Source organism: Sphingomonas sp. NBWT7 (assembly GCF_014217605.1).
In the GTDB taxonomy this organism is placed as follows: Bacteria; Pseudomonadota; Alphaproteobacteria; order Sphingomonadales; family Sphingomonadaceae; genus Sphingomonas.
Window position 1 is genome coordinate 881792 of sequence record NZ_CP043639.1, and the last position, 24108, is coordinate 905899.

Consider the following 24108-nt stretch of genomic DNA (forward strand, 5'->3'; position numbering starts at 1 on the left):
GGCCGGCGCTTATGCACGTACACCCGCTCATCACCGACAGCGCGACGCTCGCCAATCTCTGTGCCCGCCTCGCCGACGCACCCTTCGTCTGCGTCGACACCGAATTCATGCGCGAGAATACCTATTGGCCCGAACTGTGCCTGATCCAGATCGCCGATACCGAGGAGGCCGCGGCGATCGATCCAAAGGCGCCCGGGCTCGACATGACGCCGCTGCTCGATCTGCTGACCGAGAACGACGACGTCCTGAAGGTCTTCCACGCCGGCGGGCAGGATCTTGAAATCATCTATAATCTGACCGGTAAGACGCCCTATCCGCTGTTTGACACGCAGGTTGCCGCGATGGCGCTGGGACAAGGCGAGCAGATCGGCTATTCCAACCTGGTCGACAGCTGGCTTGGCATCCAGATCGACAAAGGCGCGCGCTTCACCGACTGGTCGCGCCGCCCGCTCGACGATCGCCAGGTCGATTACGCGATCGGCGACGTGACGCATCTGTCGAAGATCTTTCCGCGCATGCTGGAACAACTGAAGAAGACGGGCCGCGGCGCGTGGCTCGATCAGGAGATGGAGCGGCTGGGCGATCCCGCCAATTACGCCAACGATCCCGATCTCGCGTGGAAGCGCGTGCGCATATCGGGCCGCCGCGCCGACGTGCTCGGCCGGCTGAAGGCGATCGCCAAGTGGCGCGAGCTAGAGGCGCGGTCGAAGGATTTGCCGCGCGGCCGCATCGTCAAGGACGAGACGATCGCCGACCTCGCCGGTCATCCGCCCAAGCGCCAGGCCGACCTCGCCAAGGTCCGCGGGCTTTCCGCGACATGGGCAAGCAACGACATCGGCAAGCGGCTGATGACCGCGATCGAGGGTGCCGCCCCGCTTTCCGCGGAGGAGATGCCGCCGCGCGACGATCGCAAGCCCGGGCTCGGCAAGGAAGGTGCGTTGGTCGCCGATCTGCTCAAGCTGTTGCTCAAGATCCGCGCGCGCGACATCGACGTCGCGCCGCGCCTGCTCGCGCGCGGTGAGGAGCTCGAGGCGCTGGCGGCGGGGCAGCGGGGTGATCTCGCGATCCTCGGTGGCTGGCGGTTCGATCAGTTTGGGCGCGATGCGCTCGACCTTGTCGAAGGGCGGCTGGCCTTCGCGGTCAGCGGTGGCAAGCTGACCATGACACGGACGGAGCGATTGGCATGAAGCGCATTCTGATCCTCGCGACGGCGCTGGCCGGCTGCGCCACCGCTACGGGCACGCCCCCGTCGCCGTCACCCGCTGGTGCATCCGCGACCTGCGACGCCGCAGCCGTGCAATCGCTCGTGGGTACGCCCGCCGCCGCAATCGTCGATGCGGAGGTGAAGCGCCAGACCGGCGCGGCGCTCGTCCGCCGCTACGCCACCGGCGCAATGCTGACGATGGACTATCGCGCCGACCGGCTGAGCATCGAGAGTGATGCCGCGGGTACGGTCGTCAAACTCTCCTGCGGCTGAGGCTTACGCGGCGGTAACGCGCGCCGGGAGCCCGAGCGCATTGCCAAGCGCTTTCAAACGCTTTTCCACCGCTTCTCCGGCGAGTGCGCGATCCTCGTGGTTCCAGCGTAGCTCGATCGCGTCGGTACGTCGGGCTAACGTCGTCCGCTTGAGCGGGGCGGCCACCCCGCCGGACAGGCGCTGCGCCAGGCGGATCGCCAAGCCCCAGCCGGTAGCACGCGCCAGGTCCGCCGCGGAAGCCAGGTGCGGCAGCGGCGCGGGATAAGGCGACTGTGCGCCAAGGCTTGCGGCGAGCGCCACAGCCATCATCGCGCGACCGCGGGCATCGACGCCGACCCAGTTGCCGTGAAGCGCTGTCTCGATCCCGAGCTCGACGCGAAACTCCGGATTCGCGCGCCAGCTCGTATCGGCGAGCAGGCAGGCCGCCTGCCGCAAACGCGCATCGCTTGGCGCATCGTTGTCGAACAGCGGTGCGATCCAGCGGTCGATGAGGTCGCCGTGCTCCGGGAAACGACCGAGAAGCTGCCCTTCCTCGCGCGCCGCGACGATGAGCGGATCTTGCGCCGCCTCCTCAGGGGAAAGCCGCCGGTGCAACAACCCCTCGCGGAGCCCGAACGCGGACACGATCGTCTCGGTCGCAGCGAGTACCGGCAAAATGGCTGCAAGAATGTCCGCGCCGGCTGAAAGCGTCGGAATACGTCCGCTGGACAGGTGCGGGATCACGCGGAGCGACGCCTTGTCGGCATCGCTGAGCCGCGCGCGCAGGCTATCGATCCGCACGCGCGACATGCGATAGCCGTGCAGGATCGGCAGCGGGTAGTGACAATCATACATGTCGACACGAGCGAGGGAGCGCCACGAGCCGCCAACGAGATAGAGCGGCCGCTCGACACCAGCGCCGGACCACCCAGCGTCGCTCAGTGCCTTGGCGATGCGCCGATCGAACCCGCCCTTCGCTTTAAGCGCCGCCAGCCGCAGCACGCCGAACGGAAATGAGGCGTGCTGGTGGACGGCGCCGTTGGCGACACGAACGAGCTCCAAACTGCCCCCGCCGAGATCGCCGACGATCCCGTTGGCATCGGGAAAGGCGGAGAGCACGCCGTGGCCGGCGGCATAGGCTTCGTCCTCGCCCGACAGCAGCTCGACGTCGAGCCCCGCCGCCGCGGCGCGCTCAATCAGGACGCCGCCGTTGCTCGCATCGCGCACCGCGGCGGTCGCGACGGTACGCACCTCGTCGCATTCCATCTCGCGCGCGAGCGCGGCGAAGCGGGTCAGCGCGGTGGTGGCGAGCGCCAGCGCCTGCGCGTCGATGCTGCCCGTTTGCGCAAGGCTTCGTCCTAGCCCGGCAAGCACCTTCTCGTTGAACAGGATCGCCGGCAAACGGCGCGGCCCCTGATAGACAACGAGGCGGATCGAATTGGAGCCGATATCGATGATCGCGGTGCGGGGGGTATTCAAGCGCCTCAATCCCGCAGCGTCAGTGTCGGTACCTCGCCGCCGTCGGCCAGCGCCGCGCCGCGTCCAGAAAGGGACGGGTTGGTCATAAAGTATCGGTGAAGATTGAATGGCTTGTCGCCCGCTTCTCGCCGCGTGTAGGAGCCCTCGGCGTCGAGGTCCCAGCTCTGCTCGTTATCGATCAGGTTCGCCACCATCACCTGGTCAAGCACCTGATCGTGCACCGCACCAGTATCGAGCGGCAGCAGATATTCCACGCGGCGGTCGAAGTTGCGCGGCATCCAGTCGGCCGATGAGATGTAGACGTGCGCATCGTCATTCGGCAGCGCCGCCCCGTTGCCGAAGACGGCGATGCGGCTGTGCTCCAGAAAGCGCCCGACGATCGATTTCACGCGAATGTTTTCGGAGAGGCCGGGAAGGCGCGGACGCAGGCAGCATATGCCGCGGATGATGAGGTCAATCTGCACGCCAGCGGCGCTCGCCTCGTACAGCTTCTCGATCACCGCTGGATCGACCAAACTGTTCATCTTCGCCCAGATCGTCGCCGGCCGACCGGCACGGGCGTGCGCGATCTCCGCGTCGATCTCGTCGAGCAGGCGGGTACGCAGCGAGCGCGGCGACAGGACGACGCGCTCCATGTCGTCCGGCTCGACATAGCCGGTGATGTAATTGAACATCCGCGCCGCATCGCGCCCCAGAACGGGATTGGCGGTGAAGAAGCTCAGATCGGTGTAGATCTTCGCGGTTACGGGATGGTAGTTGCCTGTACCGAAATGGCAGTAGGTACGGAACTGCCCCGCCTCGCGCCGAACGATCATCGACACCTTGGCGTGGGTCTTCCAGTCGATGAAGCCGTAGACGACCTGTACGCCGGCGCGTTCCAGCGCCGAGGCCCAGAACAGATTCTGCTCCTCGTCGAACCGCGCTTTCAGCTCGACGATCGCGGTGACCGACTTGCCTGCCTCCGCCGCCTGAATCAGCGCGTTGATCACCGCTGATTGCTTGCCCGCGCGGTACAGCGTCTGTTTGATCGCGACGACGTCAGGATCGTTCGCCGCCTGCTTGAGAAAGGCAAGCACCACGTCGAACGTCTCATACGGGTGATGAACGATGATGTCTTTCGCGCGGATCGCCGCGAAGCAATCGCCGCCGAACTCGCGCACACGCTCGGGAAACCGCGGTGTGAACGGCACGAACTTAAGATCCGGCCGGTCCTCCTCGACGATCTGGTCGAGATCGCCGATACCGAGGAACGATCCGCTCTCGGTGATCAGCGCCTGCTCGCCGAGCTCGTCGCGCAGTTCGGTCGCGAGCGATTCGGGCATGCCGATCTCGAGCTCCAGCCGGATGACGCGACCGCGACGCCGACGCTTGATCGCATTGGCGAAGTAGCGGACCAGATCTTCGGCTTCTTCCTCGATCTCGATATCGCTGTCGCGCAGCACGCGGAATTCGGCCGCACCTTCGATGCGATAGCCGGGGAAGAGGATGTCGGAGAAACGCTTGATCACCGATTCGACAGCAACGTACCGCGCGCTAGTCCCCGGCAGGCGCACGAACCGCGCCATGCCGGCGGGCACCATCACTAGTTCGCGGATCGGCTCCCCGTCCGACGTGCGGACGAGGTCGAACATCACCGCCAGCCCCTTGTTGGGCATGAACGGGAAGGGATGCGCGGGGTCGAGCGCCTGCGGGGTGAGGACGGGAAAAAGCTGCTCGCGAAAATGTGTCTGAAGCCACGCGATCTCATCGACGGTCAGTGCGCCGTCGATCTGGCTTGATCCCAGCACCTGAATTCCTGCTTCGGCCAGCGCCACGCGGATGTCGCGCCACACGCTCTCCTGCGACGCCAGCAACTCGTCCGCCGCATCGGTGATCGGCGCGAGCTGCTGCGATGGTGTCAAGCCATCGGCAGAACGCGCCTCAACGTCCTGCAACTGCTGGCCTTTTAGGCCAGCCACGCGGACCATGAAGAATTCGTCGAGGTTCGAGCCCGAGATTGACAAGAAGCGCAGCCGCTCGAGCAGCGGGTGCGCCGTATTACACGCTTCCTCGAGCACACGGCGGTTGAAGGCGAGCCATGACAGCTCGCGATTGAAATAGCGCCCCGCGCCGCGCTCCTCGAATGGATCGTCGTCGCTATCGAGTCGGGCTTGGCGGACGGATCGGGTCATCAGGGCTCCGGCAGAGGGGGGATCAACGCCGCACTTGCCAGCGTCATCCGTGCCAGAGGAATGGACAGTCGCTTGCGACGTTCCATCACCTCCTGATCGAGTGCATCGACCGTTCGCATGACAGCCACGTGACTGCGTTCGATCCGCGTCGTCAGCCAGTCGATTAGGTCGGGCCTGGCGTCCAGACCGCGGCGCGCGAACTCGCGCTCCAGTAGCGCTGCGACGAGCGCATCGTCGGGCGGCTCGATCGCCGCGATCGGCGTCGCCGCAAGCCGCGATCTAAGGTCGGGCAGCGCGACCGGCCAGTGCGGCGGCGCCGCCTCTGCAACCATCAGCAAGGGGCGGCGCTGTTCCTGCGCGCGATTCCAGGCGTGGAACAGTTCAGGCTCGGGGCGGCGTTCGGCATCGTCGATGATCGTCCCGCCGCTCTTCGCCGCAAAGATCCGCGCGAGCAGACTGCGCCCCGACTTGCGCGGGCCGACGAGCAGCGCCGCGCGTACCGGCCACGTCGCCCAATGCTCGATCATGTGCACCGCCTTGGCGTTCGACGCACCGACGACGAACGCGTCGTCGCGCGGATCCGCGGGCCAGGTCAGCGGCAGCGCGATCTGCCTCATCGCCGGGCGATCGTCGGCCGCGGCGCGATCGTCCGCGCGGTTCTTATCCGGCGGTCGCATTGTCCGGTGCCAGATCCGGCGGCAGCAGGCGCGGCGCGCGGCGGATGCGCAGCGTCGTACCCGAGCCGAACACCTGCCAACCACGAGCCTCCAGCGCGGCCTTGAACGCGGCGGGATCGCCGGCATAGCCGACCGACATCACCGATATACCGCCGAGTGCCAGACTGCTGGTTGTCGCGGACGACACGCCCGGTACCGCGCGCATCGCCCCCTCGCCCGCCGTCACGGCGCCGACGCCCGGCGTGTCGAATTGTACCGAGATCGCGATCGTCGGGGCGGCGGCAGCCACAGGCGCGTCGGTGACCACGCTCTCGCCGACCTCGTCGTCGACCGCTGGCACCTCACTGGGTGGCACGTAGGAGAGCCCGGGATCGCTGCGCAGATAGCCAGCGCGAAGCGCCCCCTGATAGGTCTCGTCGAGCCGCTTCACCCCGGCATCGAGCAGCGCCGGGATCGCGCCGACCGATCCGACGCGCAGCGTGAATTGCGACAGGACGCGGTTGTCCGGCCCCTGCCGCGCCTGAAACACGCCGATCACCGGACCGCCCGGCCACTGGCGGTAGAGCTTCACCGTCGGCACGAGCACGTCGCTGCCGCCGTACTGGTCGAGAATCGTGCGCCACCATCCGCGCCCGGGACGCTGCGTCTGCCCGAAGTTGAGCAAGAGCGGGTCGGGGCCGCTCCCCGACGGCCTTATATAGTCGATCGCGCTGCCCCCGGTGCGGTAGCGCGCCCAGGCTTCCTGCCACAGTGTGCGCTGCTCGAACCCCGTCGCGACGCCGCCCGACCAGACGAGGGGGATCACCACCATCGGCGGTGAGCGCAGCACATAGTTCGAAATGCCGAGGATAGCGCTAGCCCGGTCGCGGTCGAACAGCACGCCGAGCTTGGCGACGTAGCGCGTCGGCCCGATCTGCTCGTTCTCGACCACGATGCCGGTGACAATCGAATCGAGCGTCGAATCGCCGACCGCCCCGCCCCCAGCACCCAGGCGACGAGAGAGCTGCGCCCAGGCCTTGCGCTGCGCAATGCGCCAGCCGCCGAGCCGCGCGGTGTCCGCGTCCTTTGCCGCGACGTCGACCGCGACACCCGACACCTCATAGTCGCTCGAGCTGTCGACGGGCGCGACTCCGCCCCCGCCCCCCTCGATCTGCGCGACGCCGACACGCGCGGCGAGGACCAGCGCGAGGGCGGCGGGGACGAGGATGAGGGGTTTGACGCGCATAAGCCGGCCGCCTTTTGGCGAAGCAGGCGTGGAAATCCAAGCGCGTTGTGGCTAGGCGACCGGCATGAGCACCGATCGCCGCAACGAACCCTACACCTACGCCGACGCCGGCGTGTCGATCGCGGCAGGCAACGCGCTGGTCCGCGCGATCGCCCCGTTGGCGCGCGCGACGCGGCGGCCGGGCGCCGACGCCGATCTGGGCGGGTTCGGCGGGTTCTTCGATCTCAAGGCCGCAGGCTTCGTCGATCCGTTGCTGGTTGCCGCCAACGACGGTGTCGGCACCAAGCTGAAGCTCGCGATCGAGCACGACCGGCACGACGGCGTCGGCGTCGATCTCGTCGCGATGTGCGTCAACGACCTGATCGTGCAGGGCGCGGAGCCGCTGTTCTTCCTTGATTATTACGCCACGGCGAAGCTCGAACCGGCAGTGGCGGAGCGGGTGGTCGCATCGATCGCACACGGCTGCAGCCTGGCGGGCTGTGCGCTGATCGGCGGCGAGACTGCCGAGATGCCGGGCATGTATGCGCCGGGTGACTATGATCTTGCCGGCTTCTGCGTCGGCGCGGTCGAGCGTGACGCTGTGGTCACCGGGCAGACGATCGCGGCGGGTGACGTCGTCCTCGGGCTTGCCTCGTCGGGCGTGCATTCGAACGGCTTCTCGCTTGTCCGGCGGCTCGCGGCGGACAAGGGGTGGAAGCTCAATCGGCCGGCGCTGTTCGATCCCGAAACGCTGCTGATCGACGCGCTGATGGCGCCGACGCGCATCTACGTCAAAAGCCTGCTGCCGCTGCTGAAGCAGCACCGGGTGAAGGGGCTGGCGCACATCACGGGCGGCGGCCTGCTTGAGAACATTCCCCGCGTCCTTCCCGAGGGGGTACATGCGCGGATCGATGCCGATGCGTGGCCGCAGCCGCGGCTAATGGCGTTCCTTCAGGCGCAGGGCGCGATCGAGCCGGGCGAGATGGCGCGCACCTTCAACTGCGGAATCGGCATGGCAGTCATTGTCGCAGCGGACGAAGCGGAGGCGGTTGCGGAGGCTTTGGCGCAGGCCGGCGAGACGGTGTGGCGCATCGGCGCGATCGAGGCGGGCACCCGCGGGTGCACCGTCGTTGGTTCGGACGAGACATGGAGCGCGCGCGCCGCGTGGCACGCCACGCACCACGCATGACCGCGAAGCTCGGCATCCTCATCTCCGGGCGCGGATCCAACATGCAGGCGCTCGTCGCCGGTGCGGGCGCGGCGTACGAAGTGGTGCTGGTCGCATCCGACAATCCCACGGCGCCGGGCCTCGAATGGGCGCGCACGCACGACATCGCCACGTTCGCGCTTGCGCCGCGCGATGTCGGCAAGCCGGCGTACGAGGCTGCGGTCGATGCAGCGCTGCGCGAAAGCGGCGCGACCCACCTCGCGCTCGCCGGCTATATGCGGTTGCTGTCGGACGAATTCGTCGCGCGGTGGCGCGGACGGATCGTCAACATTCATCCCTCGCTGCTGCCGAAGTACAAGGGGCTCGACACGCATGCACGTGCGATCGCGGCGGCTGATCGGATTGCCGGATGCTCGGTTCATCTCGTCACCGAGCAGCTCGATGCGGGCGACGTGCTGGGCCAGAGCGAGGTGGCGATCCTTCCGGACGACACGCCCGAAACGCTCGCAGCGCGCGTGCTGCAGGAGGAACATCTCCTCTATCCTCGCGTCGTGCAGGCATGGTTGACCCGATGAGCCACGCTGCCGCCGCCGCGCTGCCCGAAACCGCCGAACGCTTGTCGCACGGCTCACCCGGCTTCCACATCGTCAAGGGACGCTTCTTCGCCTACTTCTGGGACAACCATCACGCTGACGGCGAGATCGCGGTGCTGGTGAAGACGAGCGGGACCGCGGAGCAGGCGATGCTGATCGAGGCCGATCCAGACTGCTACTTCAAACCGGCCTATCTCGGCCCGTCGGGGTGGGTGGCGATGCGGGTAAATGGCGCCGACACCGACTGGGACCGTGTAGAGGATCGCATCGCCGTGAGCTGGGAAATGATCGCGCCGTCGCGGCTGCTCGAGATCGGCGGCCGGTGAGCGAGAGTGCCGATCAGGCGCGCACGCGCCGCCGCTGGATTACGCTGGCCGAACTGGTCGCGGTATCGGGCGTCATTATCGCCGCACTGACTTTCTGGATGAATTGGTCCGATCATCGCGCGAGCGAACGCGATCGAGCGGTCACCGAGGAAAAGACGCGCGCCGCCGAAGCGCGCTTCGCACTCCGCGCCGAGCTGGCGAGCGACGGCGACGAGGTCCGGCTGTCCGATCCACGCCACGAACTGCTCGACACCTCGGTGATCTTTCCTGCCGCGCTGAAGCTCACGGCGCGCACGCCGGCTACGGCGCGGATCGAGCGTGACTGGTTCGCGGATGCGGTGCTGAAGGCGACCGACGGCGGTGTGGACGAGCGCGAGGGGCGGCTACCCGTCCTCGTCACCGCGAGCTATCGCGTCGGCGAGGCTACGCGCACCGGCCGGGCGATCGTCGATCTCGTTTGGCGAACGCACGGCCGTATGATCGGTGGGCGGACACTGACGATCGAGGCGGCACGGGTGCGCGAGACCGGCGGCAGCGCCGCGCGGATCGATGCTCTATGGGCCGCCGAACTGAAGCGTTAAAGCGAGCGCGCGTAGATCACGTCATCGTACCAGCCGGCACCGACATTGAAGCGCCGCGTGCCGACGAGCGCGAACCCCTGCCGCTCGTAGAAGGCGCGCGCGACATGGTTGGTGCCAAGCACGCCCAGCAACATCCGCTTTGCGCCAAGGCGTCGCGCGTCGGCGATCGCCCGCGCCATTAGGGCATGACCGAGCCCGGTGCCGCGCGTGTTCGACAGCGCGTAGATCCGCCGCAGCTCGATATCGGTGTCGAACAGATCGACTGGCAGATCGGGGGTCGTCACCACCGCATAGCCGACCGGCGCTCCGCCATCGGTATGCTCGGCGAGCGTCACCGCGCTGCGCGGATCGCCCGCCCAGGCGGCGAAGGTTTCGGGCGAACTCTTGCGCGTGCAATGCGCGACGATGTCCGCGCCCGGAAGGATACCAGAGAACGTTTCAAGGAACGTGGCAGCCGCGACCATCGCCAGCGCGTCCGAATCGGAGGCCTGTGCCGGTCGAAGCTGCCACGCGGGCATCAGCTTAGCCGACGATCTCTTCGGGCTTGAAGAAATAGGCGATCTCGATGGCGGCATTCTCGTCCGAGTCCGAGCCGTGGACGGTGTTTGCCTCGATCGATTCGGCGAGCTCCTTGCGGATCGTGCCGGGCTCTGCGTTCGCCGGGTTGGTCGCGCCCATGATGTCGCGGTTGCGCTGCATCGCATTCTCGCCCTCGAGAACCTGCACCACGACCGGACCCGAGGTCATGAACGACACGAGATCAGCAAAGAACGGCCGCTCTTTGTGGACGGCGTAGAAACCCTCGGCCTGCTCCTTTGTCATCTGGATGCGCTTCGACGCGACGACGCGAAGTCCGGCGTCCTCGAGCATCTTGGTGACGGCACCGGTCAGGTTGCGGCGCGTCGCGTCGGGCTTGATGATCGAGAAGGTACGATTGGCGGCCATGGCGGTCGCTTGCTCCTGTATCTGAGAATGTGCGTGAAAGTGCCGCGCGCGTTAGCGGGGCGATGCGCCGAGTGCAACCGCAGGAGGCATGGCGCTAAGCCGCCTGCTCCCAGCGGCCGGCATCGTTCTGCTTCCAATAGCGCCGCTCGACGCCATCGCGATCGGCGAGCGCCATCCAGGCGAGGCGGGCGTCGCGGATCGCTTCGTCGTCGAAGAAATGGAACGCGCGCTGGAAGTCGAGGGCGTCGTCGCGCCATTCGCCATCTACGAGCGCGATATGCCGCGCGCCGTTCGCCGCATTGACATCAGGCGCGATCAGCACCGGCTGCGCCCGGTCGTTGCCCGCGCCGAGCCGCGCATGCGGCAGGAAGCTCTCCGGCGCATAATCCCACAGCACCTTGTCGATCGCCGCGCGCTGCGCCTCGTCGCGCGACACGACAAGCAGCCGTTCGCCCGCCGCTAGCACGCGCTCCGCAATTCGCGGCAGCGCGCGCTCGAGCGGCATATGCGTCAGGTGGTAAAAGTCGACCTGCATCAGCCCTCGTGCTGATCGGCGATGAAGCGGTCGAGCAGGCGCACACCGTAGCCGGTCGCACCCTTGCCCCACGTCGGGCCGTCCTTCTCGGACCAGACCATCCCGGCGATGTCGAGGTGCGCCCAGGCGACGCCCTCGTCGACGAAACGCGCGATGAACTGCGCCGCCGTGATCGAGCCGCCGCCGCGCGGGCCGACGTTCTTCATGTCTGCGATCGCGCTGTCGATCAGTCTGTCGTAAGCCTTACCCATCGGGAACCGCCACAGCGTGTCGCCGCTTGCCGTGCCTGCGGCGAGCAGACCCTGCGCCAGGGCCTCGTCGTTCGCGAACAGCCCGCCGTGCTCGTTGCCGAGGCTGATGATCATCGCGCCGGTTAGCGTCGCAAGATCGACGATTGTCTTTACCTTGTGCTCGCGCTGTACCCAGGTGATGCAGTCGCACAGCACCAGCCGACCTTCGGCATCGGTGTTGATCACTTCGATCGTCTGGCCGGACATCGACGTGACGACGTCGCCCGGCCGCTGCGCATTGCCATCGGGCATGTTCTCCACGAGGCCCATGACGCCGATGACATTCGCCTTCGCCTTGCGCAGCGCGAGCGTCTTCATCGCGCCGGCCACCGCGCCTGCGCCGCCCATGTCCCACTTCATGTCTTCCATGCCGGCCGCGGGCTTGATCGAGATGCCGCCGGTGTCGAACGTCACCCCCTTGCCGACCAGTGCCACCGGCGCTCCGTCGCCCCCGCCCTTCCAGTGCAGCGCCAGGATGCGCGCCTCGCGCCGCGAGCCCTGCGATACGCCGAGCAGCGCCCCCATGCCGAGTTCGCGCATCGCCGCTTCGTCGAGCACGGTGATCTCGAGCCCAAGCCCGTCGACTTCCTTCGTCACCAGCTCGACGAAGCTCTCGGGATAGAGGATGTTCGGTGGCAGCGTGACGAGCGTCTTGGTGAGCGCCAGCCCCTGCGTCAGCGCGTCGCGCGCCGCCCACGCCGCGTCGGTGTCGTCGGGCGCGCCGACGACGGTGATCTGCTCCAGCGTCGGGCGCGCTTCCTCAGGCAGCTTGGTGCGATAGACGTCGTATCGCCACGCGCGCTGCGCCGCGCCTGCCGCGAGCCGTGCCGCGGCCTGCGGCTCGCCCGTTGCGCCCGAAAGATCGACCGTCACCGCCTTGGCGCCCGACGTCAGCAGCCGCGCAGTCAGCGCGCCGCCCGCCCGCTCGAAGTTCGCATCGTCGCCGTTGCCGACGCCAAGCAGCAACACCCGCTGCGTCACGCCATTGGCACTCACATAGGCTTCGGCCACCGTTCCTTCCGCCCCGGTGAACCGCTGACCTGCCGCCGCTGCCGTCAGCGTGGCACGCGCCGCCTCGTCGAACTCGGCCGGTGCGAGCGCCGCCACGCCGTCCTTCGCCACGGGCAGCGCGAGAACGGCGGTATCGGCGGGACGGGAGGCAGCAAAGGTGACGTTCATCGGAGATCCTTCTGGTATGACACCGCATGTAGGTGCTCGGTCGGCTGCTGGCAAAGCGTTGCAGGCTAGTGCGCACGATGCGATAGGGTCGGCTACCGACGCACCACTCCGGCTGCGAGGCGGGGGTATGGCTTTGCGGGTGACTGAGTGACGCGTCTCGACCTTTTGGCCGGTTGCGCGCTTCCGCTCGCCATGCTGCTCGCCCCCGGGGCCGCGGGACAGGTGCTGCAGGATCGCCCCGTTGCGCCGCCGCCCCCAGCCACGACGCCGCCTGCGCCCGATCAGGTCGATTTCAGCGCCGGCTCGCTCGAATACGACTATGAGGCGGACGTCGTCACCGCATTGAGCGACGTCAGGATGTTCCGCGCCGGCGAGCGGCTGCGGGCCGACAAGGTCGTCTGGAACCGCAAGACCGGCAAGGTCGTCGCGACCGGCAACATCGCCGTTACCAACCCGCAGGGCGACACCGCCTACGGCGATTCGATCGAACTCACCGATTCGCTCAAGGACGGCATCGTCGACAACATGCTCGTCGTGCTCGATCGCGGCGGGCGGCTCGCCGCAGATCGCGGAACGCGGCGCGAGGACGGCACGATCTCGCTCGATCGCGCCGCCTATACCGCCTGCTCGGTCACCGATTCGGAAGGCTGCCCGAAGGAGCCGACGTGGAAGGTCACGGCAGTGCAGGTGCTGTACCGCCCCGATCGCGAGCGGGTCTATTATACCGGCGCGCAGGTCCATCTGTTCGGCCTGCCGTCGATCCCGCTGCCGAAGTTCTCGCACTCGGTCGGCGAGGGAAATGCGAGTGGGCTGCTGCCCCCAGTGATCCGTTACGACCGCGTCAACGGCGCCGAACTCGCGACGCCCTATTTCTTTCGGCTGGCCCCGAACCGCAGCGTCACCGTCACGCCGCATATCTACTCGGCGGTGCTGCCGCTGATTCAGGCGAATTACCAGGAGCTGAGCGAGATCGGCGCGTTCAGCATCACCGGTTACGCCACGTCGAGCCGGCGCAGCGACGATCTGTCGAGCGGCTTCACTACCACCACCGAGCGCGCCTTCCGCGGCTATCTGGAGGGGGTCGGTCGCTTCCAGCTTGATCCAAACTGGAGCCTGTCAGCCTCGCTGCGCATGGTGACCGACCGCACCTTCCTGCGCCGCTACGATATCTGGGGCGGCGATCGGCTGCGTACGACGCTGGCGCTCGAGCGGATCGATCGCGACAGCTATTTCTCGCTCGCCGGCTGGGCGGTTCAGACGTTGCGTGTCGGCGAGCGGCAGGGCCAGCAGCCGGTCGCGCTGCCCGAACTCGACTATCGCCGGCGTTTCACCGAAGGGCTGCTTGGCGGCACCGTGCAGTTTCAGCTGAACTCGCTCGCGCTCGGCCGAAAGGCGGGTCAGGACACGCAGCGCGCGTTCGGCAGCGCACGCTGGGATCTGCGCCGTCTCACCAATTGGGGGCAGGAGGTGACGTTCACCGCCTTCGCCCGCGCCGATGCGTATAACACCGACGATACTGCGGCGACCGCGGTGGTGAATTATCGCGGGCTCGACGGCTTCCAGACACGCGCGATCGGCGCGCTCGCCGTCGACGTTCGCTGGCCCTTCATCGGCAGCTTCGCCGGCGGGACGCAGCGGCTGACGCCGCGGTTCCAGATCGTCGCTACGCCCAAGGTCGCCAATCTGCGCGTTCCGAACGAGGATTCGCGCGCGATCGATCTGGAGGACTCGAACCTCTTCGCGCTCAACCGCTTCCCGGGATACGATCGCTGGGAGGATTCGAGCCGCGCGACCTACGGCCTCGAATGGGGCTTCGACCTGCCCGGCTTCACTGCCGCCACGGTCGTGGGCCAGAGCTATCGCCTCGACGATCGCCCGACGATCCTGCCGCCAGGCACGGGCCTCAGCGATCGCTTCTCCGATATCGTCGGGCGCACGACAGTGCGGTTCCGGGACTTCGTTTCGCTCGTCCATCGCTACCGGCTCGACAAGGACGGGCTCGGCGTGCGTCGCAACGAGATCGACGCCACGATCGGCTCGCGTTCGTCCTACGTCCTGCTCGGCTATCTGCGGCTGAACAGAGACATCGACGAGGTCGAGGATCTGCAGGATCGTGAGGAGGTGCGCCTTGCCGGGCGCGTCCAGTTCAAGCGCTTCTGGTCGGCCTTCGCGTCGGGCGTGGTCGACCTTACCGATCGCAGCGAAGACATCTTCTCTCAGTCGGACGGGTTCGATCCGATCCGCCACCGTCTAGGCGTTCAGTACGAGGACGATTGCTTGACGCTGGGCGTGACATGGCGGCGTGACTATCGCACCACGGGGGATGCACGCCGCGGCGACAGCTATCTCTTGACGCTGGCGTTCAAGAACCTCGGGCGCTAAGCCTTGGTTCAGCTAGATCGGGGCAGTGCCGTGCGGGGCGCGACGGTGCGCAAGATGGGATTCCGGAACACGTGAGCACGATCGGGATTAAGACGGCGCGAATCGCTCGTCTGTCGGGACTGGCGTTGGCCCTCGCGGGCGCGACCGCCGCGGTGGGCCAGCAGGTGCCGCCGGCGACGGTTACCGACCAGAGCGTGCCCGACAATGCCGGGCTCGACATTCCGCAAAATCTTCAGATTTTCGGGAAGGTCGATCCGAACATCCGTAAGGCGACGGCGATCGTTAACGACAACGTCCTCACCGGCACCGATGTTGATCAGCGTCTTGCGCTGATCGTGGCGGCCAACAACGCCAAACTGACTACCGAGGAAGCAGATCGACTTCGCTTTCAGGTGCTGCGCCAGCTGATCGACGAGGTGTTGCAGATTCAGCAGGCAAAAAGTGCCGATGTCACCATCACGCCGGCGGAACTCACGCAGAGTTTCGATCGCCTGGCGAAAAACTTCAAGCGTACGCCCGAGCAGTTCCGCACCTTTCTCGTCGCGCAGGGATCCTCCGAACGATCGATGCTGCGGCAAATCGAGGCCGAACTTGCGTGGCAACGCTATCTCCGTCGCCGTGTCGAACCGTTCGTCAATGTCAGCGAGGAGGAAGTGAAGGGCATCCTCGATCGGCTTGAGGCAGCGAAAGGAGCCGACGAATTCAAGCTCAACGAGATCTATCTCGCTGCAACGCCCGACCGGGTCGAGCAGGTCTATGCCAATGCGCGTCAGCTGATCGGCGAGATCCAGAAGGGCCAGGCGCCGTTCGGCTATTATGCGCGCAACTTTTCCGAAGCGTCGACGCGCGGCGTCAACGGTGATCTCGGCTGGGTGCGCGCGGCGCAATTGCCGCCGGAGCTGGCGACTGCTGCCGCGCAGATGCAGGTCGGCCAAGTCGTCGGTCCGGTGGAGGTGCCAGGTGGCTTCTCGATCCTCTATCTCGAGGACAAGCGGCAGGTGCTAACTGCCAACGCCCGCGATGCGCGGCTTAGCCTGAAGCAGATGACGATCAAATTCCCGGCCGGCACCACGCAGGCGCAGGCATCGCAGCGTACCGCCGATTTCGCCACCACGATTCGCAAGCTGCAGGGTTGCGGCAGCGTCGAAGCGGTTGCCGCCGGCATCAATGCGGAGGTCGTTCAGAATGACGCGATCCGCGTCCGCGACCTGCCCGCGCCGCTACAGGATATCGTTCTCCAGTTGCAGGTCGGTCAGGCGACCCCGCCGTTCGGCAATCCGCAGGAGGGCGTCCGCACGCTCGTCATCTGCGGGCGCGACGACGTCGCGAGCGGGCAACTGCCCGGTGCCGAACAGATCCAGAATCAGCTAGAGCAGCAGCGCGTGAACCTTCGTGCGCAACAGGCGCTTCGCGATCTGCGGCGCGATGCGGTAATCGATTATCGCTGAGCCGCGCTCCATGCTGCCGCTAGCAGTCTCGATGGGCGATCCGGCAGGCGTCGGCCCGGAGATTATCGCCAAGTCTTGGGAAGCGCGACACGAGCGAGCGCTGCCCCCTTTCTTCGCCGTCGGCAATCCGGCGGCGATCCGCGCGGTGTGGGGCGGCCCGGTCGCGGAAATCGGTGATCTGGCGGACGTCGCCGGCGTCTTCGCCGACGCTCTGCCGATCCTTGCGGTCGACGCCGGCGGTTCGGTCACGCCGGGGACGCCCGATATCGATGGAGCACGCTGCGCGCTTCACGCACTGGAGCTCGCTTCGGGGCTGGCGCGGTCGGGTGCGGCGCGTGCGCTGGTCACTGGCCCGGTGTCGAAGGCGCAGCTGTACGCGATCGGGTTCAACTATCCGGGCCAAACCGAGTTCGTGGCGGAACGCTTCGGCGTGGCGCGCGACAATGCGGTGATGATGCTCGCCGGTCCGTCGCTGCGCGTCGTGCCGATAACCACGCACGTGCCGCTCGCGCAGGTCTCCGCGCTGCTGACGGTCGATCTTATCGTCGCCAAGGCGCATGCGACGGCGCGTGGGCTGCAACGCAATTTCGGCATCGTCGCGCCGCGCCTCGCCTTTGCCGGCTTCAATCCGCACGCCGGTGAATCGGGCGCGATCGGGCAGGAGGAGATCGACGTGATCGAACCCGCGGTCGCGCAGCTGCGCGATGCTGGCATCGATGCGACCGGCCCGTTCGCGGCGGATACGATGTTCCATCCGCGCGCACGCGAACGCTACGACGCGGCGATGTGCTGCTACCACGATCAAGCGCTCGTGCCGCTCAAGACGCTGCATTTCGACGAGGGCGTCAACATCACGCTCGGCCTGCCGATCGTGCGCACCTCGCCCGATCACGGCACCGCCTTCGCAATTGCCGGGCAGGATCGGGCGGAGCCCGGCGCGATGATCGCGGCGATTGCGATGGCGGGCGAGGCCGCGGAGCGCCGCACGGCAGCGTGCCGCCCCGCGCCATGACCGAGCTGCCTCCGCTGCGTGAGGTCATCGCGCGGCACGGGCTGACGGCGTCGAAGGCGCTGGGCCAGAATTTCCTGTTCGACGCCGGCCTGCTTGCGCGAATCGCGCGAGTTCCCGGTCCGCTCGACGATGCCGAGGTACTCGAGATCGGCCCGGGCCCGGGCGGGCTGACGCGCGCGCTGCTCGCCGCCGGCGCGCGCGTGTCGGCGATCGAGATGGATCGGCGCTGCATTCCAGCGCTTGCCGAACTCGCCGAGGCCTATCCCGGCAAGCTGACGGTGATCGAGGGTGACGCGCTGCGTATCGATGCGCGCGCGTTGTTCGCCGGCCGGCCGCACGTCGTCGCCAACCTGCCGTACAATGTCGGTACCGCGCTGCTCGTCGCCTGGCTGTCGGCGGACTGGCACCCGTGGTGGCAATCGCTGACGCTGATGTTCCAGCGCGAGGTCGCGGACCGCATCGTCGCGGCGCCGGGTAGCGACGCATACGGCCGCCTGTCCGTCCTCGCGCAATGGCGATCGACCGCGAAGATCGCGTTACCCGTTCACCGCTCCGCGTTCACGCCGCCGCCCAAGGTGATGTCGGCGGTGGTTCATATCGTCCCCACGGCGCAGCCCGATGGGGTACGGCTGGCGACGCTGGAGGCGGTAACGGCAGCCGCCTTCGGCCAGCGCCGCAAGATGCTGCGACAGAGCCTGCGCGGCGTCCTCGGCGCGCTGGCGGCGCTCGACGCGGAGGGGATCGATCCGACGCGACGGGCGGAGACGGTCAGCGTTGACGAATATGTCGCGATCGCGCGCCGCCTCGATCGCTGACCCAGCCTATTCCTTGGCGGTCGCGGCCTTCGGCGGCACCACCTGCGCAGTCGTGACCGGCGGTCCCTTCGCGATCACCGCCGCCAGCGCATTAGCCTGCGCGCAACCGCCCTTGCACAGCACCTTGACGCGCGCGAGGTTCTGCCGCGCGCGCGCAATTGCACCCTTGGCGACCAGCGCCTCCCCCTGCCCCTGCAACGCATCGACGTCGTTCGGTTCGAGCAGCAGCGCTTCGCGGTAGAGCCGGATCGCCTTGCCGGGCAGGCCGCGCGCTTCGGCCACTTCCGCCATGACAATGAATGCCTGTCGATTGCGCGGATCGACGACGACGGCGCTTTCGAGCAGATCGGTGGCGCCTTCCAGATTGCCCGCCGCACGCGCCGCTTTGCCCTGCTGCAACAGCGCGAGCGACTTCTCGTTGATCTGATCGTCGGGGCGCTGGCCGTGAAGCGATGTAGAGATCGACACCATCGTCAGGGCAGCGGCGACGGCGACGGACGTATAGCGCATCAGGGGCTCCAGCTTCGGCACGGCGGCTAAATCGCTAGCATGGCGCCAAAAGCCGCGCGACGAAAAAACCGTCGGTATGGTCGCGCGCCGGGTTGAGGCGCCGGCCCGCCCCGTGCGGCTCGCCGAACGGCCGCGCAATCGTATCGGCGTGCCACCCTGCGTGCCGCGCGAGGAAAGCGTCGACCTGCCCGCGGCCCTCGTTGTCGAGCAGCGAGCAGACGACATAGATCAGCGCGCCGCCCGGCCGCACCAGCGGCGCGGCGACATCGAGGACGTGCGCCTGCGTCTGCATCAGCCGTTCAAGCCGCGATGGCGTCAGCCGCCAGCGCGCCTCCGGATTGCGCCGCCACGTTCCCGTTCCCGAACATGGCGCGTCGACGAAGACGACGTCGGCGGCGGCGCGCAGATCGGCGAGACCCGCCATCTCGCGACCCGGATCGAGTAGCCGCGTCTCGACGGACGACAGGTCGGCCTGCTGCGCGCGCGGCGCGAGCCGGGACAGTCGCGCGCGATCGACGTCGCAGGCGATGAGGCGCGATTGCGGCGCTGTCCCTGCCGCATCGGCTTCCGCGATCGCATCTCCGATCGCCAGCGTCTTGCCCCCCGCCCCAGCACACAGATCGACGATCGTCATGCCGGGCGCGGCCTGCGCGGCGAGTGCGACCATCTGACTGCCGGCGTCCTGGATCTCCGCCCGGCCGGCGAACGCTGCCATGTCGGTCCCGGCGGGCAGGCGCCATCCGTGTTCGAGACCGGCGATGCGCGCCGCGTCCGGCACCGCCGCGATCAGTTCGGCGGACGACACATCGTGGCGCAGCCGAACGTCGAGCGGCGCACGCGAGACAAGCGCGGGCCAGCTCTCGACGTCGATTCCGGCATCCCGAAGCAGCGCGCCGATCCATGCGGGGGCGGCGGCTTCGGTCGCCACCGGCTCATCCGCGACGATCGGCGCCGGCGCATGAGCCGAGCCGTCGAAGGTCGCTGCCAGCGCCGCATCACGTCGCGCGAGCGCCAACATCGCGGCCCGCCCGCTCGGCGGCAGCTCGCCGCACGCGCGGATCGCCGCGTAGACGAGGTCGCGCACCGCACGCCGATCCTTCGATCCGGCGTAGCGGCGCGCGGCGAAATAGCGCACTATCAGCGTGTCCGCCGCCGCCCCGCCCTCGCGCGCCGCGGCGATAATCGCATCGAGCAATTCGATCGCCGCCTGCGTGCGTGCCGCGGGTCTCATCGAAGGTCAGCGCGTCGGATAATTGGGCGCCTCGCGCGTGATCGTCACGTCGTGCACGTGGCTCTCCTTCAGCCCCGCGCCAGTGATGCGTACGAAATCGGCGCGCGCCTGGAGGTCGGCGATCGTCGCCGATCCGGTATAGCCCATCGCCGCCTTAATCCCGCCGACCAGCTGATGGATCACCTCGCGCGCCGGCCCCTTGTACGGCACCTGCCCCTCGATCCCCTCGGGGACGAGCTTGAGCTGATCCTTGATCTCGCCCTGGAAATAGCGGTCAGCCGAGCCGCGCCCCATCGCGCCAACGCTGCCCATGCCGCGATACGATTTGTACGCGCGCCCCTGATAGAGGAACGTTTCGCCCGGCGCTTCCTCCGTTCCGGCGAGGAGCGAGCCGACCATGCAGGTCGCTGCGCCGGCAGCCAGTGCCTTGGCAAGATCGCCCGACGTGCGCAGCCCGCCGTCGGCGATCACCGGCACGCCCGTGTCCTTCGCCGCCTCGGCGCAGTCGAGCACCGCGGTCAGCTGCGGCACGCCGACGCCCGCGACGACCCGCGTGGTGCAAATCGAGCCCGGCCCGATGCCGACTTTGATCCCGTCCGCGCCGGCGTCGATCAACGCGCGCGTGGCGGCGCCCGTCGCGACGTTGCCGGCAACGACCTGCACCGAATTGGACAGCTTCTTCACGCGCTCGACGGCGCGCGCGACATCGCGATTGTGGCCGTGCGCGGTATCGATGACGATCAAGTCGCACTCGGCTTCGACGAGCTGCTCGGTCCGCTCGAACCCCTTGTCGCCCACCGTCGTCGCGGCGGCGACGCGCAGACGGCCCGCGGCATCCTTCGTCGCCGAGGGATAGGTGACCGCCTTCTCGATATCCTTCACCGTGATAAGCCCGACGCAGCGGTACTGGTCGTCGACCACGATCAGCTTCTCGATCCGGCGCTGATGCAGCAGCCGGCGCGCTTCTTCCTGCCCGACGCCGGCGTGAACGGTCGCGAGATTGTCGCGCGTCATCAACTCGGACACCGGCTGCAGCGGGTTCTCGGCGAAGCGGACGTCGCGGTTGGTAAGGATGCCGACGAGCTTGCCGTTCGCCTCCACCACCGGGATGCCGCTGATGCGGTGCTGCGCCATCAGCGCCTGCGCGTCCGCCAATGTCGCATTAGGCATGATGGTGATTGGATTGACGACCATCCCGCTCTCGAACCGCTTCACTTGCCGCACCGCCGCCACCTGCTCCTCGACGGTCAGGTTGCGGTGGAGCACGCCCATCCCGCCGAGCTGCGCCATGACGATCGCCATGTCCGCCTCGGTCACCGTATCCATCGCGGAGGACAGGATCGGGATGTTGAGCGCGATGTCGCGCGTCACGCGGGTTCGAGTGTCGGCTTCGCTCGGCAGCACCTCGGAAGCGGCGGGGACGAGCAGCACGTCGTCGAAGGTGAGGCCGAGGCGAATATCCATGGGGTGCCGGGTTCCGTGTCGCGCGGGGGTGGCGGGCCATGTAACCGTGCCGGCGCCGATCCGCTAGGCCCCCCGACGCACACCTGCTACGCTTGCGCCCTGTAACGAATTGGAAAGCCGCGCATGATGCTTCTTTCGGCCGCCCTCGTCCTCATCCTCGTGCTCGCCTATCTGATGGCCAGCATCAAGATCGTGCGGCAGGGCTACAAATATACGATCGAGCATTTCGGCCGCTACACGACCACCGCCGCGCCCGGCTTCAATTTCTACCCCGCCTTTTTCTACCGCGTCGGGCGGCGGGTAAACATGATGGAGCAGGTGATCGATATCCCCGGGCAGGAGATCATCACCAAGGACAATGCGATGATCGCCACCGACGGCGTCGTGTTCTTCCAGGTGCTTGATGCGGCGAAGGCGGCCTACGAAGTGTCCGATCTTCAGGTCGCGCTGCTCCAGCTCACCACCACCAATCTGCGCACGGTGATGGGCTCGATGGACCTCGACGAGACGCTGTCGAAGCGCGACGAAATCAACGCGCGTCTGCTCAACGTCGTCGATCACGCGACGACGCCGTGGGGCGTCAAGATCACCCGCGTCGAGATCAAGGACATCCGCCCGCCGGCCGACATCGTCAACGCGATGGGGCGGCAAATGAAGGCCGAGCGCGAGAAGCGCGCCAACATCCTGGAGGCGGAGGGCATGCGCGCGTCGGAGATCCTGCGCGCCGAAGGGCAGAAGCAGGCCCGCATTCTCGAGGCCGAAGGACGACGCGAATCGGCTTTCCGCGACGCCGAAGCGCGTGAGCGCGGCGCGGAGGCCGAAGCGAAGGCAACGCAGGTCGTCTCGCAGGCGATCGAGACCGGCGGAACGCAGAGCCTCAATTATTTCATCGCGCAGAAATACGTCGAGGCGATCGGCAAGTTCGCGACCAGCCCGAATGCCAAGACGATCCTCTTCCCGGTCGAGGCAACGCAGCTGATCGGGTCGCTCGGCGGGATCGGCGAGCTGGCGAAGGCCGCGCTCGGAGACGTGGCGGCGCCTGCGACACGGCCGGCGCAGACGCCCACGCCGCACGTTCCGCGCGTCAAGGGCGGCGACCCGGCGTGAGCAGCGCGTGACGGACGCCGCCTATTGGCTGATCGCGGCGGTCGTGCTTGGCATCGCCGAGCTTGTCGCGCCCGGTGTGTTCTTCGTTTTTCTCGCGATCGCCGCCGGCATCGTCGCTGCCACGCTGCTTGCGCTGCCCGATCTGCCGCCGGTCGCACAGCTTGGCGCGTTCGGCGCGTGGAGCGTCGCCACGGTGCTGATCGGCCGGCGCTGGTATCGCGACTATCCGATCGAATCGGGCGATCCGCTGCTCAACGACCGCGCGGGCCGGATGATCGGCGCGTCCGCGATCGTCAGCGAGCCGATCGTCAACGGACGGGGCCGGGTTCGCGTCGGCGACGGGGAATGGCCCGCAACCGGGCCCGATACCGCCGCCGGCACAGCCATGCGGATCACCGCCGTCCTCGATGGGGTCGTGTCGGTCGAGGTGCTTTGATCGAGCGTCAGGCGTCGGCGGTGCCGGCGGAAGCATCAACGGCCAGCAGGCGACGGCGCGGCAACGCCTCGGGCATCTCGTCGCGGATGAATGCCAGCATCGCCTCGCGCAGATCGCAGCGCAGATCGAATGCGGTGCCCGCATCTTTTGCTGTCGCAAGCACGCGAACCTCGATCGCGTCGGGCTTGGTGTCGGTCACCTGCAACACGAACGATCGGCCGTCCCAGCGTGGGTTGGCGCGCACCAGTTCCTCGTAGCGCGCGCGCAGCCGCGGGATATCGGCGGTCGGATCGAGCCAGAAGAAGGCGCTGCCTAACAACTGGCTCGTGTTGCGCGTCCAGTTCTGGAACGGCATTTCGAGGAAGCGCGACACCGGCACCACCAAGCGCCGCTCGTCCCACAGTGCGATGACGACATAGGTCAGCCGGATCTCCTCGACCCGGCCCCATTCGTTCTCGATGATCAGTACGTCGTCGATGCGGATCGGCTCGGTGAAGGCGAGCTGGATCCCGGCGATGAGGTTCTTGAGCGCCGGCTGCGCTGCCGCGCCGACCGCGAGCCCCGCGAGCCCTGCGGAGGCCATCAGCGTGATGCCGACACTTCGGATGCTCGGGATAGACAGCAGCATCAGCGCCGCCGTGAGGACGCCGATCGCGATCACCACCACGCGGCCGAGGATCGCCGCCCGCGTGCGCCGCCGCCGCGCGCGCAGATTGTCCGACACCCCGATGTCGTAGCGCAGTTCGACGGCGCGGACGTAGACCCGCACCACCGTGATCAGCAGCCAGCCGATCAGGCCTGGGACGACGAAGCCGGTGGCGAATTGCCACAGATCGTTCGACCATTCGGACAGATCGAGGAAGCGCCGCGCCGCCGCGAGCGCAACGGCAACCGCCACCCAGCGCAGCGGCCGCGCCGACAGTTCAACTACTGCATCGTCGACCGATTCGGGCGTCCGCGCCGCGATGCGCCTGCCGATCGCGAGCGCCAGTGCATGCGCGGCAAGCGCAAGCACCACCGCCGCCGCGACCACGATGAGGTTCATCAGCGCGACCGGGACTTCCCAATCGCGCCATTCGGTCCAATCGAACGTCATGCC

General features: G+C 67.6%; 24 protein-coding genes. 12 read left to right on the top strand and 12 right to left on the bottom strand.

Annotated elements, in window-relative coordinates; all coding sequences use genetic code 11:
* Positions 1–11: 11 nt before the first annotated feature.
* Entirely contained in the window at positions 12–1187 is a 1176-nt protein-coding gene (rnd, locus tag F1C10_RS04400) for a ribonuclease D (RefSeq protein ID WP_185209118.1), read from the top strand.
* Positions 1184–1477 (top strand): I78 family peptidase inhibitor, encoded by a 294-nt coding sequence (locus tag F1C10_RS04405; RefSeq protein WP_185209120.1) that lies wholly within the window; start codon positions 1184–1186, stop codon positions 1475–1477. The genes rnd and F1C10_RS04405 overlap by 4 nt, the downstream gene beginning before the upstream one ends.
* A gap of 3 nt (positions 1478–1480) precedes the next feature.
* Here F1C10_RS04405 and F1C10_RS04410 read toward each other — a convergent pair whose 3' ends face one another.
* Genes F1C10_RS04410 through F1C10_RS04425 form a run of 4 tightly spaced genes read right to left on the bottom strand, consistent with a single transcriptional unit; the run spans position 1481 to position 7008 of the window.
* Positions 1481–2935, bottom strand: coding sequence for a Ppx/GppA family phosphatase (locus tag F1C10_RS04410; RefSeq protein ID WP_258043059.1), 1455 nt, complete (start codon positions 2933–2935; stop codon positions 1481–1483).
* 5 nt (positions 2936–2940) lie between these two features.
* A complete protein-coding gene (locus F1C10_RS04415; protein WP_185209124.1) occupies positions 2941–5106 on the bottom strand; it encodes an RNA degradosome polyphosphate kinase in 2166 nt (721 codons plus the stop codon).
* On the bottom strand, positions 5106–5723 hold the full coding sequence (locus tag F1C10_RS04420; RefSeq protein ID WP_185210068.1) for a DnaA ATPase domain-containing protein: 618 nt from the start codon (positions 5721–5723) through the stop codon (positions 5106–5108). Before F1C10_RS04420 ends, F1C10_RS04415 begins: the two co-directional genes overlap by 1 nt.
* Before the next feature lie 43 nt (positions 5724–5766).
* Positions 5767–7008 (bottom strand): heavy-metal-associated domain-containing protein, encoded by a 1242-nt coding sequence (locus tag F1C10_RS04425; protein WP_185209125.1) that lies wholly within the window; start codon positions 7006–7008, stop codon positions 5767–5769.
* A gap of 64 nt (positions 7009–7072) precedes the next feature.
* Here F1C10_RS04425 and purM point away from each other — a divergent pair, with 64 nt between their 5' ends.
* Genes purM through F1C10_RS04445 form a run of 4 tightly spaced genes read left to right on the top strand, consistent with a single transcriptional unit; the run spans position 7073 to position 9655 of the window.
* A complete protein-coding gene (gene purM / locus F1C10_RS04430; RefSeq protein ID WP_185209127.1) occupies positions 7073–8176 on the top strand; it encodes a phosphoribosylformylglycinamidine cyclo-ligase in 1104 nt (367 codons plus the stop codon).
* Positions 8173–8730 carry a phosphoribosylglycinamide formyltransferase gene (purN, locus tag F1C10_RS04435; RefSeq protein WP_185209129.1) on the top strand — a complete coding sequence of 186 codons (558 nt, stop codon included), beginning with the start codon at positions 8173–8175 and terminating at the stop codon, positions 8728–8730. Before purM ends, purN begins: the two co-directional genes overlap by 4 nt.
* On the top strand, positions 8727–9074 hold the full coding sequence (locus tag F1C10_RS04440; protein WP_258043060.1) for an MmcQ/YjbR family DNA-binding protein: 348 nt from the start codon (positions 8727–8729) through the stop codon (positions 9072–9074). Before purN ends, F1C10_RS04440 begins: the two co-directional genes overlap by 4 nt.
* Complete coding sequence (locus F1C10_RS04445; protein ID WP_185209133.1) at positions 9071–9655, top strand: hypothetical protein; 585 nt, start codon at positions 9071–9073, stop codon at positions 9653–9655. The genes F1C10_RS04440 and F1C10_RS04445 overlap by 4 nt, the downstream gene beginning before the upstream one ends.
* On the opposite strand, the gene F1C10_RS04450 is transcribed toward F1C10_RS04445, so the two are convergent.
* The 4 genes from F1C10_RS04450 to F1C10_RS04465 form a co-directional block, all read right to left on the bottom strand.
* Positions 9652–10173: a GNAT family N-acetyltransferase gene (locus F1C10_RS04450; RefSeq protein ID WP_185209134.1), complete on the bottom strand. Its 522-nt coding sequence runs from the start codon at positions 10171–10173 to the stop codon at positions 9652–9654. The two genes, F1C10_RS04445 and F1C10_RS04450, sit on opposite strands and share 4 nt — an antisense overlap.
* Before the next feature lie 4 nt (positions 10174–10177).
* Positions 10178–10600 carry a nucleoside-diphosphate kinase gene (gene ndk / locus F1C10_RS04455; protein WP_185209136.1) on the bottom strand — a complete coding sequence of 141 codons (423 nt, stop codon included), beginning with the start codon at positions 10598–10600 and terminating at the stop codon, positions 10178–10180.
* Positions 10601–10694: 94 nt separating this feature from the next.
* Entirely contained in the window at positions 10695–11135 is a 441-nt protein-coding gene (locus tag F1C10_RS04460) for a DNA polymerase III subunit chi (protein WP_185209138.1), read from the bottom strand.
* Entirely contained in the window at positions 11135–12604 is a 1470-nt protein-coding gene (locus tag F1C10_RS04465; RefSeq protein ID WP_185209139.1) for a leucyl aminopeptidase, read from the bottom strand. Before F1C10_RS04465 ends, F1C10_RS04460 begins: the two co-directional genes overlap by 1 nt.
* Positions 12605–12751: 147 nt before the next feature.
* Between F1C10_RS04465 and F1C10_RS04470 the strand changes: the two genes are divergently transcribed.
* The 4 genes from F1C10_RS04470 to rsmA all read left to right on the top strand — a co-directional run bounded on the left by F1C10_RS04470 (position 12752) and on the right by rsmA (position 18261).
* Positions 12752–14986 (top strand): LPS-assembly protein LptD, encoded by a 2235-nt coding sequence (locus F1C10_RS04470; RefSeq protein WP_374939365.1) that lies wholly within the window; start codon positions 12752–12754, stop codon positions 14984–14986.
* Positions 14987–15057: 71 nt separating this feature from the next.
* On the top strand, positions 15058–16434 hold the full coding sequence (locus tag F1C10_RS04475) for a peptidylprolyl isomerase (protein ID WP_258043061.1): 1377 nt from the start codon (positions 15058–15060) through the stop codon (positions 16432–16434).
* Between the two features lie 31 nt (positions 16435–16465).
* Positions 16466–17446, top strand: coding sequence for a 4-hydroxythreonine-4-phosphate dehydrogenase PdxA (gene pdxA, locus F1C10_RS04480; protein WP_258043140.1), 981 nt, complete (start codon positions 16466–16468; stop codon positions 17444–17446).
* Complete coding sequence (gene rsmA / locus F1C10_RS04485; RefSeq protein WP_185209143.1) at positions 17443–18261, top strand: 16S rRNA (adenine(1518)-N(6)/adenine(1519)-N(6))-dimethyltransferase RsmA; 819 nt, start codon at positions 17443–17445, stop codon at positions 18259–18261. The genes pdxA and rsmA overlap by 4 nt, the downstream gene beginning before the upstream one ends.
* Positions 18262–18267: 6 nt before the next feature.
* Here rsmA and F1C10_RS04490 read toward each other — a convergent pair whose 3' ends face one another.
* Genes F1C10_RS04490 through guaB form a run of 3 tightly spaced genes read right to left on the bottom strand, consistent with a single transcriptional unit; the run spans position 18268 to position 21466 of the window.
* Positions 18268–18771, bottom strand: a complete 504-nt coding sequence (locus F1C10_RS04490; protein ID WP_185209145.1) for a hypothetical protein — start codon at positions 18769–18771, stop codon at positions 18268–18270.
* A gap of 34 nt (positions 18772–18805) precedes the next feature.
* Positions 18806–20002: an RsmB/NOP family class I SAM-dependent RNA methyltransferase gene (locus tag F1C10_RS04495; protein ID WP_185209146.1), complete on the bottom strand. Its 1197-nt coding sequence runs from the start codon at positions 20000–20002 to the stop codon at positions 18806–18808.
* 6 nt (positions 20003–20008) lie between these two features.
* Positions 20009–21466, bottom strand: coding sequence for an IMP dehydrogenase (guaB, locus tag F1C10_RS04500; protein ID WP_185209148.1), 1458 nt, complete (start codon positions 21464–21466; stop codon positions 20009–20011).
* Between the two features lie 123 nt (positions 21467–21589).
* Here guaB and F1C10_RS04505 point away from each other — a divergent pair, with 123 nt between their 5' ends.
* Positions 21590–22573 (top strand): SPFH domain-containing protein, encoded by a 984-nt coding sequence (locus F1C10_RS04505; protein ID WP_258043062.1) that lies wholly within the window; start codon positions 21590–21592, stop codon positions 22571–22573.
* A 7-nt stretch (positions 22574–22580) separates the two neighbouring features.
* Positions 22581–23009 carry an NfeD family protein gene (locus tag F1C10_RS04510; RefSeq protein ID WP_185209151.1) on the top strand — a complete coding sequence of 143 codons (429 nt, stop codon included), beginning with the start codon at positions 22581–22583 and terminating at the stop codon, positions 23007–23009.
* A gap of 7 nt (positions 23010–23016) precedes the next feature.
* On the opposite strand, the gene F1C10_RS04515 is transcribed toward F1C10_RS04510, so the two are convergent.
* Entirely contained in the window at positions 23017–24105 is a 1089-nt protein-coding gene (locus F1C10_RS04515) for a mechanosensitive ion channel family protein (RefSeq protein ID WP_185209161.1), read from the bottom strand.
* Between the last annotated feature and the right edge of the window lie 3 nt (positions 24106–24108).